Raw genomic sequence first — 15,115 nt, 5'->3', positions numbered from 1 at the left:
GCCTGCGACAATTCGCAGAACAATTTACACTTCGTAAACCATTGCTCCCCTACTGATTAATCAAGGTTAACAGGAGTTGCAGCAATGGTCGCACGGGCCTTTACAGTGGCCTTTGAAGGGGTAGAGGCGCGAATCGTCGAGGTTCAATGCGCCCTGGCCCCCGGCCTGCCAAGTTTTGCCATCGTCGGCCTGCCCGACAAAGCCGTATCCGAGGCCCGCGAACGCGTCCGCGCCGCGCTGGCCTCGATGTCCATCGCCCTGCCGTCCAAACGCATCACGGTCAACCTGTCGCCAGCCGACCTGCCCAAAGAGGGCTCCCATTTCGACTTGCCCATCGCGATGGCTTTGCTTGCCGCGCTGGAAATCATCCCGCGCGATGTGGTGGAAAACACTGTGGCACTGGGGGAATTGTCACTGGATGGGCGCTTGGTGCCGGTCATCGGGGCCCTGCCCGCCGCCATGGCCGCCGCCGAAGAGGGCCGCAGCCTGCTCTGCCCCCGTGCCTGCGGCGCCGAGGCGGCCTGGGTCGGCGCAACCCAGGTTCTGGGTGCCGCGACCCTGGACGAAGTCGTACGTCATTACACCGGCCAGGCCCCGATTACCCCCGCCGAAGCGGGCGAGGTGAAACCCGAAACCCACAGCCGCGATTTTGCCGATGTGAAGGGCCAGGAACGCGCCAAGCGTGCGCTGGAGATTGCAGCAGCAGGGCGGCACCATTTGCTGATGGTTGGCTCTCCCGGCTCTGGAAAATCCATGCTTGCCGCGCGCCTGCCCAGCATCTTGCCACCGCTTTCCGCCGTTGAGGCGCTTGAAACCTCCATGATCCATTCGCTGGCGGGGCTGCTTTCAGAGGGCGGCATTTCACGCCAACGCCCGTTCTGCGAACCGCATCACACCGCGTCGATGGCGGCCATTGTGGGTGGTGGGCGTGGCGCAAAACCGGGGCAGATCAGCCTTGCACATAACGGTGTGTTGTTCATGGACGAGTTTCCAGAATTCTCCCGTCCGGTGCTGGAAACCCTGCGCCAACCGATAGAGACTGGCGAGATTGTGGTTGCACGCGCCAATGCCCATGTCCGCTATCCCTGCCGTTTCTTGTTGATCGCCGCGGCAAACCCCTGCAAATGCGGCTATTTGGCCGACCCCGCCCGCGCCTGCGCCCGTGTCCCCCTCTGTGGTGAAGATTATCTTGGCCGCATTTCCGGCCCGCTGATGGACCGATTTGATTTGCGGGTCGAGGTGCCACCGGTGGCCTTTTCCGACCTCGATCTGCCCAGCACCGGTGAAAGCTCGGCCACTATCGCCGCCCGCGTCGCCGATGCCCGCGCCATTCAGACCAAACGGTTCTCAGGTGCAGACGGTGTGCGCGTGAATGCCGAGGCCGAAGGCGCGTTACTGGAACAAATCGCCACCCCCGATGCCGCCGGCAAGGCGCTGTTGACCCGCGTCGCAGAACGCTTTGGCCTTTCAGCCCGTGGCTATCATCGCGTGCTGCGTGTCGCCCGTACCATCGCCGATCTGGACCATTCGGCAAATGTCCATAGCCCGCATGTTGCCGAAGCGGTCAGCTTCCGCCTCGCCATCGGCACGAAAGAGACCTGAAAGTGGCCGAAGCTTTCACCGCCTAAAACTCCCGCCCCTTGCATGCCAGCCAGCTTCAAAAGCATCGCGGCAAAGCGGCCGATAGCGGTAGCCGATTGGGCCTATGCCCGTTTGGCTTCAATCACATCCCAAATCCTGGCGGCGGTGTTCGTGCCATCAAACCGCTCCAATTCCTGAATACCAGTGGGCGAGGTTACGTTGATCTCGGTCAACCAGTCCCCGATCACATCAATGCCGACAAAAATCTGGCCATTGTCGCGCAGCGTAGGCCCGATGCGGTCGCAAATCTCTCGATCCCTCGCGGTCAACTCCACCTTCTCGGCGCGACCGCCAACATGCATATTGGACCGCGTTTCGCCCGGCTGTGGGACGCGGTTGATTGCCCCAACTGGTTCGCCATCCACCAAAATCACCCGCTTGTCACCCTTGGATACCGCAGGCAAAAACTTCTGCGCGATCAAAGGCTCTCGGTTGATACTGGAAAACAGTTCATGCAAAGATGACAGGTTGCGGTCATCCCGCCCAAGCCGAAAAACCCCCGCCCCTCCGTTCCCGTAAAGCGGCTTGAGGATAATATCTTCATGCTCCGCTTTGAACGACCGTATCATCTGCAAATCCCGCGCGATCATCGTCGGTGGCGTTAAATCTGGAAAACGCAGAACCAACAGCTTTTCAGGAAAATTCCGCACCCAAAACGGATCATTCACCACCAGAGTCTTTGGGTGGATCATATCCAGCAGATGCGTCGAGGTGATATAGCCCATGTCAAACGGCGGGTCTTGCCGCAGCCAAACAACGTCAAAATCGGCCAGATCAACGTCAACCTCGGCCCCATAGGTAACGTGGTTCCCCTGCTCACGCCGCACCTCAATCGGGAACCCGCGGGCAATGACACGCCCTTCTCGGTAGGCCAATTTATCCGGCGTGTAGAAAAAAAGCGAATGCCCACGCGCCTGCGCCTCAATCGCGACCCGAAAGGTACTATCAGCGTCAATATTCACAGATCCGATCGGATCCATCTGCAAAGCAACTTTCAGGCCCATGGCGCATCCCCTTATGTAATGCCCCTACTTGCCGCATGTGCCGCGCCTTCACAAGTTTTCTTCACCCGATAAAGGCGTTTTCCAATACTTCAATACGCCCGTAGGAATCGACCAATGCCACATCAAAACGGCTTTCGGTGTTCTGGCCTGCGGGTTCACCCGCCAAAAACTCTGCCGCCGAAGCGTAAATCCGGGCCATTTGGCGGGATGTCAGACGCAAAGCGGCTTCGGCATGGGTTGCAGCTTTCTTGACTTCAATGAAAACCACCGCCGCCCCCTCTCGCATGACGAGATCAATTTCCCCTGATTTTCCACGCCAACGCGAGGCGGCCAAAACCCCACCCGCATCGGCATAATGCCGCTGCACCGAGGTTTCGGCTGCAAGCCCCGCATGATAAGATGTCAATCCGCTCATTTCCCCTCCTCCTTTGCCAGCTTCAACGCCAATTGATAAACATCGCGCTTGGGCAGGCCCAGTTCAACCGCCACCGCCGCCGCCGCATCCTTTACTGACATATCGACCAAATACCCCCGCAGACAGCTTTCAACCAATTCGGCGGTCGGAGGCGCAAAAATCGCGCGCCCGACCAAAAGCACGACTTCGCCTTTTACCGTACGCCCTTCAAATTCAGCAGCCAAGCTGCCCAAGGTCCCTCGAGACACCTCTTCGAACCGCTTCGTCAATTCGCGGCAAACCACTGCCTCTCGTTCATTTCCCCAAGCCTCGTTCAGTTCAGCTAAGATTCGGTGAATCCTTTTGGGAGATTCGTAGAATATCAACGTCGCCGGGGTATTTTTCAGCTCTTCCAGCATGCGCGCCCGGGCTCCTGCCTGGGCGGGCGGAAAGCCTGCGAACAAGAAACGATCGCTTGGCAAGCCTGAAACCGTCAGCGCTGCCAGCACCGCCGAGGCACCGGGGGCGGCCAGAACGGGCAATCCTTCTGCGATCACGGCTCTCCCCAGTTGAAAACCGGGATCTGCAACCAAAGGTGTTCCGGCCTCGGACGCATAGGCCACCGATTTACCCTCGGCCAATGCCCGCAGCAATTTGGGGCGCATCATCTCGCCATTGTGATCATGATACGCAAAGATATGCCGCCCCCCCAGCGCCACACCATGAATCTCCATCAGGTGTTTCAATGTCCGGGTGTCCTCGGCGGCAAGCACATCTGCTTTCGCCAGAATATCCAACCCCCGCAAGGTGATATCGCGCGCCGCCCCGATCGGGGTAGACACAAAATACAGCCCCGGTGCCAAAGGGCGCGGGTCGGGACGAAACCCGGCCGCAGACCGCGTCACCTCATCCGCCTCTGTTCGCTCAGCCTCCATCGCGCCACTCCCTTAGAAAGTTTACTTCATTCCCCGGAACGCATAGGATCAACGCGACCGCAGTACCACCGGAATGAGGGACCCATATGTTGTCGTTTTTAAATGCTGCCCGCAAGTCATTGACGCGCTTGGCGATACCTGCGGCCGGGGCCGCTGTCCTGGCCCTGGCGGGTTGTCAGCCTGTTGCGGTCGGCGGGGGCGGGCCGTCAATTGACACCTCGGCCCCGGTGCCGGTTGCTCTTTTGGTGCCAGGGGGATCGGGCTCTGCGGGGGATGAACTGCTTGCACGGTCGCTGGAAAACGCGGCCAGGCTCGCCATTGCGGATCTTGGCAATGTAAAGATTGACCTGCGCGTCTACAGCACCGGCGGCAAGCCTGCGGGGGCGCAAGCGGCGGCCATCCAGGCGGTGGATGCAGGGGCCAGGATCATCCTCGGTCCGGTTTTTGCCCAAAACGCCAATGCGGCGGGCGTTGCCGTTGCCTCGCGCGGGGTCAATGTGCTGTCCTTTTCCAATAATACCGATATTGCCGGTGGCAATGTCTTTGTGCTTGGCCCAACCTTTCAAAATACCGCCAACCGGCTTGCTTCCTTTGCTGTCAGTCAGGGCAAGCGCAGCGTCATGGTCGTGAATGACCGCACGGCTGCCGGTGAAATCGGGCGAGTGGCAATTGAACGCGGTGTTGCCAATGCCGGCGGATCAGTGGTCGCCCGCGTCGGCTATGAGTTTTCGCAAAATGGCATCATCAATGCCGCCCCCGAGATCGCAAGCCAGGTGCGCAGTTCCGGGGCCCAGGCGGTGTTTATGACTGCCGATACCGCTGGCGCGCTGCCGCTGCTGACCCAGTTGCTGCGAGACAACCGGATTGATCCATCGGTGGCACAGTTTATCGGCCTGACCCGCTGGGATATTCCGACGGCAACCCTTGGCCTGCCCGGTGTGCAGGGGGGGTGGTTTGCCATGCCTGACCCAGCGCTTTACCAGCAATATCAGGCCCGTTATCAAGCCGCCTTCGGCGAGGCTCCGCATCCGATTTCGGGGCTTGCCTATGATGGGATTGCCGCGATTGGGGCCTTGGTCAAGCGCGGCAATGCCGGCGCGCTGACAGCGCAAGCCCTGACCCAAGGGTCTGGCTTTGTTGGTGTCAACGGCATTTTCCGGCTGCGCAGCGATGGCACCAATGAACGCGGGCTTGCGATTGCCCAGATCCGCAACAATCAGGTGGTTGTAATTGATGCCGCCCCTCGCAGCTTTGGCGGTGCCGGGTTCTAAGCCCGGCCCGTTTTCAAACCGCCGCTTTCATACGGATCTAGTATATATGCCCAGCACCAAAGCGGCCCCAACCCTACCCGCCGAACCATCGGCGGGTATCCCGTTTCCCAGCCTGCCGCAGCTTGGCTTTCACGATTTGATCCTGTCACCAGATCAGATCATGGATGCCCCGGCAGTGCTGGACCAGATCGCAACGGATATCGCCACCACCGACCAGGCCGCCGGGCGCGAGGCCCGCGCGATTGCAGTGCGCCATCTGGCCGCCGCCCTTGCCGCGGCCGATACCCGGCTGGAGGCGGCATTCCGCGCCAAGCCCCATGCCGCGCGCGAGTTGATACGCGCCAATGCCTGGCTGACCGACCGCATTGTCAGCACTGTATTACTGGTGGCAACCACTCATTTGCACCCTGTCGCCAACCCAACCGAGGCCGAACGTATCGCGGTGGTTGCGGTTGGCGGCTATGGGCGCGCCGAAATGGCCCCCTATTCCGATGTCGACTTGCTGTTTCTGACCCCGTACAAGGTCACGCCATGGGCGGAATTGGTTATCGAATCAATGCTCTATATCCTGTGGGATCTTAAGCTGAAGGTCGGCCATTCAACCCGCACAGTCGATGATTGCATACGGCTGGCGCAAGAAGATATCACCATCCGCACCGCCTTGCTGGAACGCCGTTTTCTGGCCGGGGATGAACCCCTGGCCCGCGACCTGCGCACCCGCCTCTGGTCCGATCTTTTCCGTAAAACCGGCCCGGAATTCATTGAGGCGAAACTTGCCGAACGCACCCAGCGGCACAAACGCCAAGGCGGCCAACGCTATGTGCTGGAGCCAAATGTCAAAGAGGGCAAGGGCGGGCTGCGCGATCTGCAAACCCTGTATTGGATCGGGAAATACCTGCATGAGGTCCAATCCGCCTCGGGTTTGGTCAGGGCCGGACTGCTGACCCAGGACGAATACGACCTCTTTGCTGTCGCCGAAAATTTTCTTTGGGATGTACGCTGTCATTTGCATTACATCACACGGCGGGCGATGGATCGGCTTACCTTTGATCTGCAAGTCGAAGTGGCCGCCCGCATGGGCTATGCCGACAGTGCCGGGCGCCGCGGGGTCGAGCATTTCATGCAAGATTATTTTCGTCATGCCACCCGCGTTGGCGAACTGACCCGCATTTTCCTGACACAGCTAGAGGCAAGGCACGCCAAATCCGAACCAAGGCTGATCGGCCTTTTTCGTCGCCGCAAAAAGCTGAAATATGGCTTTGCGCTGGAACAGGGCCGCATCGTGTTCGGCACTGGCGCCGATCTTGCAGCCGCCCCCCTGAACCTGCTGCGGATTTTCGAAGAGGCGCTGCGCACTGGCTATCTGATCCACCCTGTTGCCATGCGCGCCATCACCGCCAATCTGCATTTGATTGATGAGGATCTGCGCACCAACCGCGAAGCCCTGCGCATTTTTCACGATCTCTTGCTCAAACACGGCAACCCCGAACGCTCGCTTCGCCGGATGAACGAATTGGGCGTGCTTTCGGCCATTATCCCTGAATTTGAGGCGATCGTGGCAATGATGCAATTCAACGTCTACCACCACTACACGGTAGATGAGCATACGATCCAATGCATCTCGAACTCTTGCGCAGATTGAGCGCGGTGAGCTGGTCGAAGAATTGCCCGTCGCCTCTGGCATCTTGAATGCAGGGGTGAATCGCAAGGTGATCTATATTGCCCTGTTGTTGCATGATATCGGCAAGGGCCGCCCCGAAGACCACTCTATCCTGGGCGCCCAGATCTCGCGCCGGGTTGCCCCCCGCCTTGGCCTGAACCCCGAGGAATGTGAAACCGTGGAATGGCTGGTGCGCTATCATCTGCTGATGTCGGATGTGGCGCAAAAGCGCGATCTGTCAGACCCGCGCACCGTGCGCGACTTTGCCAAACTGGTGAAAACCCGCAAGCGGCTGGACCTGCTGTGTGTGCTGACCGTCTGCGATATTCGCGGTGTCGGGCCTGGCACCTGGAACAACTGGAAAGCGATGCTGCTGCGGCAGCTTTATCGCGATACGACGACGGCGCTGGAAGGCGGGCTGGAAACGCTGAACCGCGAAAACCGCGCCGATGCCGCCAAGAAACTGCTGAAAGAAAAGCTGGCCGACTGGGAAACAAAAGAGGTGCGCGCCGAACTTGCCCGCCATTATCCAGCCTATTGGCAAGGCCTGTCCACCGAAACTCAAGTCGTATTTGCCAAATTGTTGCATGGCATCACCGAGGATGAAATCCGCATAGACCTGCACCCTGATGCCGACCGTGACGCCACCCGCGCCGCCTTTGCGCTGGCCGATCATCCCGGCATCTTTTCGCGGCTGGCCGGTGCCTTGGCCCTTGTTGGTGCGAATGTGGTGGATGCGCGTACCTATACCTCCAAGGATGGCTGGGCCACCGCCGTATTCTGGGTACAGGATTCCGAGGGGCACCCGTATGAGGCCAGCCGCCTGCCCCGCCTGCGTTCAATCATCGACAAAACCCTGAGAGGCGAGGTCGTGGCCCGCGACGCGTTGGCCGACCGCGACAAGGTAAAAAAGCGCGAGCGCGAGTTCCGTTTTCCGACCCATATCACCTTCGACAACGAAGGGTCCGAGATTTACACGATCATCGAAGTTGATACCCGTGACCGCCCCGGCCTGCTGTATGACCTGACGCGCACATTGGCGGCGAACAATATCTATATTGCCAGCGCAGTTATCGCGACCTTTGGCGCGCAGGTTGTCGACAGTTTCTATGTCAAGGATATGTTCGGGTTGAAGCTGCACACCAAAGCCAAACAAGACGCGCTGGAACGTAAACTACGCCAGGCCATTATCGACGGCACCGAAAGGGCAAAGGCATGAAGCCGATCAAACTGGTCTCTGGCTTCCTGACCGTGGGCGGCTGGACATTGGCAAGTCGTGGCGTGGGTTTTGCCCGTGATGTGATGATGGCGGCCTATTTGGGCACCGGCCCGGTCGCCGAGGCGTTTTTGATTGCCTTCTCCTTACCCAACATGTTCCGCCGCTTTTTCGCGGAAGGCGCGTTCAACATGGCCTTCGTGCCGCTGTTTGCCAAAAAGCTGGAGGCGGGGGATGATCCGCACGGCTTTGCCCGTGATGCGTTTTCGGCGCTGGCTGCGATGCTGGTCGTGTTTTCCTTGATCGGTACGCTGGCGATGCCGTGGCTGGTCTGGCTGATGGCCTCGGGGTTTGTCGGGGATGCGCGGTTTGATCTGGCGGTGGATTACGGTCGCATCACCTTTGTCTATATCCTGTTCATCTCATTGGTTGCGCTGTTGTCAGGGGTGCTGACCACGATGGGCCGCTTTACCGAAGCGTCTTTTGTGCCGGTCTTGCTGAACCTGATCTTTATCGCCGCGATGTTTTTGGCCGATTATCGGGGCTGGGACATGGGGCTGACGCTGGCCTGGACGGTGCCGGTAACCGGCGTTGCCCAGTTTTCCTTTGCATGGTGGTGGGCGCGGCAGGCTGGGTTTACGCTGGTGCCGCGCTGGCCGCGGATAACGCCAGAGCTGAAGCGCCTGGCGATGATCGCCGCGCCTGCGGTGCTGGCAGGTGGCGTGGTGCAGATCAACCTGCTGGTGGGGCGGCAGGTGGCCTCGTTTACCGAAGGTGCCGTGGCGTGGCTGACCTATGCCGACCGGCTGTATCAGTTACCGCTGGGGGTTGTGGGTATCGCAATCGGCACGGTGTTGCTGCCCGATCTGTCGCGTCGCTTGCGGGCGGGGGATGAGGCAGGCGGACAAAGCAGCTATAACCGTGGCACTGAATTTGCGTTGGCGCTGACATTGCCCTCGGCTGTGGCGCTGATGGTCATCGCCTACCCGCTGATTTCCGTGCTGTTTGAACGCGGCGCGTTTGACGCAAGCGACACCGCGCCAACCGCCCTTGCCTTGGCGATTTATGGGCTCGGCCTGCCCGCGTTTGTGCTGCAAAAGGTGCTGCAACCGCTGTATTACGCGCGCGAAGACACGCGCCGGCCCTTCTATTTCGCGGTGATCTCGATGGTTGTGAACCTGGGTATCGCGGTCGGAATGGTGCCGCTGATCGGCTTTGCAGCGGCGGCATGGGCGACCACGCTATCGGCATGGGTCATGCTTTTTCAGCTTTGGCATGGCGCACGAAAAATGGGTCCCGCCGCGCAATTTGATGCCCGCCTGCGCAACCGCGTGCCACGCATCATCATCGCCTCGCTGGCGATGGGGGCCTGCCTTTGGGGCCTGTCCCTGCTGTTGCAACCCTATCTTGCGCAGCAAGGGCTGCGCTATCTGGCGTTGCTTGCGCTGGTGATCGCCGGAATCGTCAGCTATTTCGGCATCGGTGCCCTGATCGGTGCGTTTCGCTTGTCTGATTTCAAAGCCAACATGCGGCGTAAAGATCGCTAGGGGCTGCTCCCGCCATTCGTTGACGGGCCTTGCAGGCCCCATCGCCTCAAGGTTGGGCCCGGCCGCAAACCCAAGGGGGTTTGCGGCGGCAAAGCCTTTGCTGTGCCGCCGTGCGATATTGGCTTCGAATATGGCGTTTCGCCTTGAACTTGAAACAGGGCCTGTCACACAACACGTTGAAATATTTGATTTTCAGGCAGAGATATGTGAGTAGGGTCAAGGCGGAACGCTTCAGGGCATCTCAGGCCTGGTCCGCAATCACATCCTGACGTTGCTGCCCCAGACCCTCAATCGCCAGTTCGACCACATCACCCGGTTGCAGATATTGCGGCGGCTTCATCCCCATACCCACGCCGGGCGGGGTGCCGGTTGAAATCACATCGCCGGGATGAAGCGTCATGAACTGGCTGAGATAGGCCACCACATGCGCCACCCCGTAAACCATGGTCCTGGTAGAGCCGTCCTGCATCTTTTTGCCATTCACGGTCAGCCACATGGCAAGGTTTTGCGGGTCTGCAACCTCATCCCGCGTGACCAGATAGGGCCCGATCTGGCCAAAGTTATCGCAAGATTTGCCCTTGGTCCATTGCCCCGCCCGCTCGGTCTGAAACGCCCGCTCCGACACATCATTGGAAACGCAGTAACCCGCGACATAATTCAGCGCCTCCGCCTCGCTGACATATTTGCACTTGGTGCCGATGATCACCCCAAGCTCTACTTCCCAATCGGTCTTTTGCGACCCGCGCGGAATGATCACCGGATCATTCGGGCCGCAAATCGCGCTGGTCGCCTTCATGAAGATCACTGGCTCTGGCGGCACGGCAAGCCCGCTTTCGGCGGCATGATCGGCATAGTTCAGCCCGATGCAAATAAACTTGCCGGTCCCCGCCACACAGGCCCCCAGCCGGGTGCCCGCATCCACGACCGGCAGCGCCGCGGTATCAATCTTGGCCAGATTGGCCAAGGCCGCATCCGAAAGCGCCCCCCCGCCAATGTCGTTCACATGGGCCGACAGATCGCGGATCGTGCCATCCGCCGCCAAAATTCCCGGCTTTTCCTGGCCGCGTGGGCCGTGACGCAAAAGTTTCATCTTGGTTCCTTTCCGTTATGTATTTGTCCAACCGCCATCAATCACATGGGCGGCGCCGGTGGTCAGGCTGCTGTCATCTGACGCCAGATACACCACCAGATTGGCAATCTCATCCGGAGTGCCAAGGCGGCCCGTGGGTTGACGCGCAATAAAGGCGGCCCGGCCAACCGCATAATCGCCCGCCCCCAGATCGCGCATGCGCTGTTCCAGCGAGGGGCTGTCGATGGTGCCGGGGCAAATGGCATTGCAGCGGATGCCCTGCGTGATGAAATCGGCGGCAATCGCCTTGGTCATCCCGATTACCGCCGCCTTGGTCGCGCCATACACAAACCTGTTTGGCGCAGCGATAATCGACGAGGCGACCGAGGACATATTGATAATCGAGCCGCCGCCATTGGCCAGCATCGCAGGCAAGAAGGCGCGGGTGATGCGGTACATCGCGGTCATATTCAGATCAACGCTAAAGGCCCACTGATCCTCGTCACAGTCCAAAATGGTGCCATGGGCAACAAAGCCCGCGCAATTGAACAAGACCTCTACCGCGCCAACCTGTGCCGCCATTGCTGAAACCGCAGCCGGATCACGCACGTCAAACAGATGGGTTTCCACGCCTTCGGCAGCCAAACTGGCCAAGCTGTCGGGGTTTATATCGGTTGCGATCACCTGCGCCCCCTCGCGCGCCATCGCCAGCGCTGCGGCGCGGCCAATACCCTGCCCTGCGGCCGTTACAAAGGCCCGTTTCCCTGAAAGTCTAGCCATGATGTCCTCTCTGAATTCTGAGCGCGCCAGAAGTACCATACCAGATTACAGGGGCCATGGTTTCAGGGGGCGAGTCAACTGTGCAAGACGGTATCGGTTGGAAATAATCTCGGTTTCCGATAACGTACACCGGCGCGCCCGGCGCCTGACCGCCGGATCTGCGAACAGGCTGCAGCCCCCATACCCTGCCGTTCGGCCTTGCGCCGTCAGGGCCGTGCCGTCAAATTCAAGGCCAAACGCAGCGCCCCATCAGCGCCTTGCCCCAAAGGCGCAATGATCGCCTTTTGCGCATGCTCGGGCAAATAGGGCGCGTAATGCGGGGCTACGCCACCAGACAGGCACAGCACATCGGGCGGCGCAAACCCCAATACATCCAGCGCACGGGCCAAATAGGCCGCCCCTTGCTGCATAAGCGCCAGCCCCACCGCATCGCCAGCCTGCGCTGCGGCGATTATTTCAGGGGCAAAACGCGCATAATCGGCGGGCCGAGCCGTGGCGGCAAAAGCCACCAGCGCCCTTGGGTCATCCCCGAACCCCTTGAAACAAGCCGATGCAAGCGGGCTGAACCCGGCCATCCCATCATGGGCCAGCACCACCCGTTGCAGCAAACCCCGCCCCAGCCAGGCACCCGACGCATCATCAGAAAGCTGCAGGCCCCAGCCGCCAATCCGCATCGTTTGGCCCCTACGCTGCGCGGCGATAATCGTACCCGTGCCCAGGGCGAACAAAACCCCGTCCGCAGTGCCCAAAGCGCCCGCAACCGCGATCTGCCTGTCTTCGGTCACGCAAACCCGTGCAAAGGGAAACTCGGCCGCAACCCGTGCAGCGTCTTGCGGCGTCTGCATGCCGGCAAGGCCAAAATGCGCAACGCCGCCCAACAGGTCTTGCAGGCCCAGGCCCAGTTGCGCGGCGGCCCCTGTCAACGCTGCCCGCAGGTTCACAATCGCCAGCGCGAAATCCGAGGTCACATTTGCCGGCCCCCCCTGGGCCTGCGCCAAAACCCGCCCCGAGGCATCGGCCACAACAACCCGGCAACCTGTGCCACCGCCGTCACAACCAATCACGAAAGGGGCGTTCACCAGCGGATCATTCACAAGGGGGCGCGCATCGGTTTGCATAGTCGATCCCAGCGACACAGGGTTCAGCGATTTTCAATACAGTTTGGCCCAATGCCAAGCGCGAACAGCTTAGCTGGATTTGGCTTCCAATGCTGCCAGACGCGCCGACAGCGCCTCGTTTTCTTCGCGTGCTTTTTGCGCCATCGCCCGCACGGCGTCAAATTCTTCGCGGGTCACGAAATCACGGGCGGCAAGCCAGCGGTCGACCATGCTGTTCATCGCGGTTTCGGCCTCGGTCTTGGCACCTTGTGCCACGCCCATCGCATTGGTCATCAGTTGCGACACGTCGTCAAAAAACTTGTTGCGGGTCTGCATTGGGGCCTCCTTGGTGATGCCGGGATCATTGTTCATCTCTGTTTCCTATATGGCGATGCATCGCCGCCGGGGCAAGCGGCACACAGCGAATTGGTTGACATCACCGCCCCCGCACCCGACAACCTGCCACACCGAACCGAGGCCCTGGCTTCCCCTGAAACCACAGCGCCAACCGGGGCTATCCGGCCGTAAAAGGATTTCGCAATGCAAGGCTATATCGCCTTTCCCAATCTCTCGCCCGAGCTTTTCTCGATCAGCTTTGGCGGCATGACCTTTGCGCTGCGTTGGTATGCGCTGGCCTATATCGCAGGGCTGGTTATCGGCTGGCGGCTGGTCTTGCATGCCATTGCCACGCCGCGGTTATGGGCGGGCACCCCACCGATGACGTCTGAGCAGGTGGAACGCCTGCTGACTTGGGTGATTGCGGGGGTGATATTGGGTGGCCGGCTTGGGTTCGTGCTGTTTTATCAGCCCGGCTACTATCTTGCGCATCCGTTTGAGGTTTTGAAAGTCTGGCAGGGGGGCATGTCGTTTCATGGCGGATTTCTTGGCGTTGTGGTGGCAGCCTACCTGTTCTTCAAGTCCGAAAAAATTCCGCTCTTGCCCGCAGCCGATCTTTTGGCGCTTGCAACCCCGCCCGGCCTGCTGCTGGGCCGGATCGCGAACTTCATCAATGCCGAACTTTGGGGCCGCCCGACAGACATGCCCTGGGGCGTCGCATTTCCCGGCGATGCTGCGCAATATTGCCCCGATGTGCTGGGCGTTTGCGCCCGCCACCCCAGCCAGCTTTATGAGGCGGGGTTAGAGGGGCTGTTGCTGGGCGCCGCCTTGCTGTGGCTGGTTTATGCGCGCAATTGGCTGCGCTGTCCGGGCCAGATCATGGGCCTGTTCTTTGCCGGTTACGGTGCGGCGCGGTTCTTGGTAGAGTTTTTTCGCCAGCCCGATGCGCAGTTTGTCAGCCAGGGCAACCCGCTTGGGCTGGCGTTTCATATGGGCGGATATGGGCTGACGATGGGGCAAACCCTTTCAATGCCGATGATTGTCGTGGGGCTGGCCCTGATCTGGTGGGCGCGCCGTGCCAAAGCCTGATTCCACATCCGAAACTGCGCTTGAAACCCTGCTGAAAGCCCGGATAGCCGCTTCGGGCCCCATAGCGCTGGCCGATTATATGGCGACATGCCTGCTGCACCCCGCGCATGGCTATTATACCACCCGCGACCCGCTGGGCCGGGCAGGCGATTTTGTCACCGCGCCCGAAATCAGCCAGATGTTCGGAGAGCTTTTGGGCCTTTGCCTTGCGCAGGCCTGGGTTGATCAGGGTGCACCGCCCCGTTTCATCCTCGCCGAACTCGGCCCCGGTCGGGGCACGCTGATGGCCGACCTGTTGCGGGCCACCCGCGCCGTGCCGGGGTTTCATGCCGCCGCAGGCTTGCATCTGGTCGAGGCCTCGCCCAGCCTGCGCAACGCACAGCAAGTCGCCCTCGCCGGTTTTTCGGTGACTTGGGCCGACAGCATTGAAGCCCTGCCGGATGACGCCCCACTTTTCCTGATCGCCAATGAGTTTTTTGATGCCCTGCCGATCCGCCAATTTACCCGCCATATCGACGGCTGGTGCGAAACCATTGTCGGGGTGGCGCAAGGCGCGCTGGCAAAGGGCTATGCCGCCCCGCTGGCCTTGCCTGCCCTGGCCCATCGGCTGGATGACACCAAGCCCGGCGATGTGGTTGAAACAAGGCCCGAGGCCACGCCAATTTTGGCGCGAATCGGGGCGCAGATAACCGCCCATGGCGGTGCCGCGCTGATCATCGACTATGGCAACTGGCGGTCCAGGGGCGACACGCTGCAAGCGCTGCGCAATCACAGCTTTGCCGACCCTTTTGCCGCAGCGGGCCACGCCGACCTGACAGCGCATGTGGATTTTGAAGCGCTGGCACAGGCGGCACACCCCGCGCTCGCCACGGGCCTTACGGACCAAGGCGCGCTGCTGGCGCGTCTGGGCATCGGCGCGCGGGCCGAACGTCTATCCCGCAATCTGACGGGGGCATCCCTGGAAAACCACCTCGCGGCCACACAACGCTTGACCCGGCCCGAGGAAATGGGAAGTTTGTTCAAAGCGCTGGCCCTTTACGCCGCCCACAGCCCAGCGCCACCGGGGTTTGACTGAC

12 protein-coding genes and 1 pseudogene are annotated in these 15,115 nt (G+C 60.6%); 6 read left to right on the top strand and 7 right to left on the bottom strand.

Translation table 11 applies throughout. The annotated features are described in order from the left end of the window. Nucleotides 1–84: 84 nt before the first annotated feature. Entirely contained in the window at nucleotides 85–1,602 is a 1,518-nt protein-coding gene (locus tag VDP61_RS05865; protein WP_323006001.1) for a YifB family Mg chelatase-like AAA ATPase, read from the top strand. 101 nt (nucleotides 1,603–1,703) lie between these two features. Here VDP61_RS05865 and gshB read toward each other — a convergent pair whose 3' ends face one another. From gshB to rsmI, 3 genes are all read right to left on the bottom strand, one after another. Next, the gene (gene gshB, locus VDP61_RS05860) at nucleotides 1,704–2,645 is read right to left on the bottom strand and encodes a glutathione synthase (protein ID WP_323006000.1); all 942 of its coding nucleotides are present in this window, start codon (nucleotides 2,643–2,645) and stop codon (nucleotides 1,704–1,706) included. A 61-nt stretch (nucleotides 2,646–2,706) separates the two neighbouring features. Beyond that, nucleotides 2,707–3,060, bottom strand: coding sequence for a YraN family protein (locus tag VDP61_RS05855; RefSeq protein ID WP_323005999.1), 354 nt, complete (start codon nucleotides 3,058–3,060; stop codon nucleotides 2,707–2,709). Further along, on the bottom strand, nucleotides 3,057–3,974 hold the full coding sequence (rsmI, locus tag VDP61_RS05850; RefSeq protein WP_323005998.1) for a 16S rRNA (cytidine(1402)-2'-O)-methyltransferase: 918 nt from the start codon (nucleotides 3,972–3,974) through the stop codon (nucleotides 3,057–3,059). Before rsmI ends, VDP61_RS05855 begins: the two co-directional genes overlap by 4 nt. 86 nt (nucleotides 3,975–4,060) lie before the next feature. Here rsmI and VDP61_RS05845 point away from each other — a divergent pair, with 86 nt between their 5' ends. From VDP61_RS05845 to murJ, 3 genes and pseudogenes are all read left to right on the top strand, one after another. After that, nucleotides 4,061–5,245, top strand: a complete 1,185-nt coding sequence (locus VDP61_RS05845; RefSeq protein WP_323005997.1) for a penicillin-binding protein activator — start codon at nucleotides 4,061–4,063, stop codon at nucleotides 5,243–5,245. A gap of 160 nt (nucleotides 5,246–5,405) precedes the next feature. Continuing rightward, nucleotides 5,406–8,124, top strand: a pseudogene (locus VDP61_RS05840) ([protein-PII] uridylyltransferase). After that, nucleotides 8,121–9,668, top strand: coding sequence for a murein biosynthesis integral membrane protein MurJ (gene murJ / locus VDP61_RS05835; protein WP_323005996.1), 1,548 nt, complete (start codon nucleotides 8,121–8,123; stop codon nucleotides 9,666–9,668). Before VDP61_RS05840 ends, murJ begins: the two are co-directional and overlap by 4 nt. 241 nt (nucleotides 9,669–9,909) lie before the next feature. Here murJ and VDP61_RS05830 read toward each other — a convergent pair whose 3' ends face one another. From VDP61_RS05830 to VDP61_RS05815, 4 genes are all read right to left on the bottom strand, one after another. Continuing rightward, nucleotides 9,910–10,758 carry a fumarylacetoacetate hydrolase family protein gene (locus VDP61_RS05830; RefSeq protein ID WP_323005995.1) on the bottom strand — a complete coding sequence of 283 codons (849 nt, stop codon included), beginning with the start codon at nucleotides 10,756–10,758 and terminating at the stop codon, nucleotides 9,910–9,912. 15 nt (nucleotides 10,759–10,773) lie between these two features. Further along, complete coding sequence (locus VDP61_RS05825; protein WP_323006046.1) at nucleotides 10,774–11,520, bottom strand: SDR family oxidoreductase; 747 nt, start codon at nucleotides 11,518–11,520, stop codon at nucleotides 10,774–10,776. A 203-nt stretch (nucleotides 11,521–11,723) separates the two neighbouring features. Continuing rightward, complete coding sequence (locus VDP61_RS05820) at nucleotides 11,724–12,635, bottom strand: BadF/BadG/BcrA/BcrD ATPase family protein (protein WP_323005994.1); 912 nt, start codon at nucleotides 12,633–12,635, stop codon at nucleotides 11,724–11,726. 69 nt (nucleotides 12,636–12,704) lie between these two features. Then, a complete protein-coding gene (locus VDP61_RS05815) occupies nucleotides 12,705–12,950 on the bottom strand; it encodes an accessory factor UbiK family protein (RefSeq protein ID WP_323006045.1) in 246 nt (81 codons plus the stop codon). A 204-nt stretch (nucleotides 12,951–13,154) separates the two neighbouring features. Between VDP61_RS05815 and lgt the strand changes: the two genes are divergently transcribed. Further along, nucleotides 13,155–14,039 carry a prolipoprotein diacylglyceryl transferase gene (gene lgt, locus VDP61_RS05810; RefSeq protein ID WP_323005993.1) on the top strand — a complete coding sequence of 295 codons (885 nt, stop codon included), beginning with the start codon at nucleotides 13,155–13,157 and terminating at the stop codon, nucleotides 14,037–14,039. After that, nucleotides 14,026–15,114 carry a class I SAM-dependent methyltransferase gene (locus VDP61_RS05805; protein WP_323005992.1) on the top strand — a complete coding sequence of 363 codons (1,089 nt, stop codon included), beginning with the start codon at nucleotides 14,026–14,028 and terminating at the stop codon, nucleotides 15,112–15,114. The genes lgt and VDP61_RS05805 overlap by 14 nt, the downstream gene beginning before the upstream one ends. Nucleotide 15,115 lies beyond the last annotated feature (1 nt).

This window comes from Pseudorhodobacter sp. (genome assembly GCF_034675685.1).
GTDB lineage: Bacteria > Pseudomonadota > Alphaproteobacteria > Rhodobacterales > Rhodobacteraceae > Pseudorhodobacter.
Note: the sequence above shows the minus strand (reverse complement) of the source record. Positions and strands in the feature narration are given on the sequence as shown.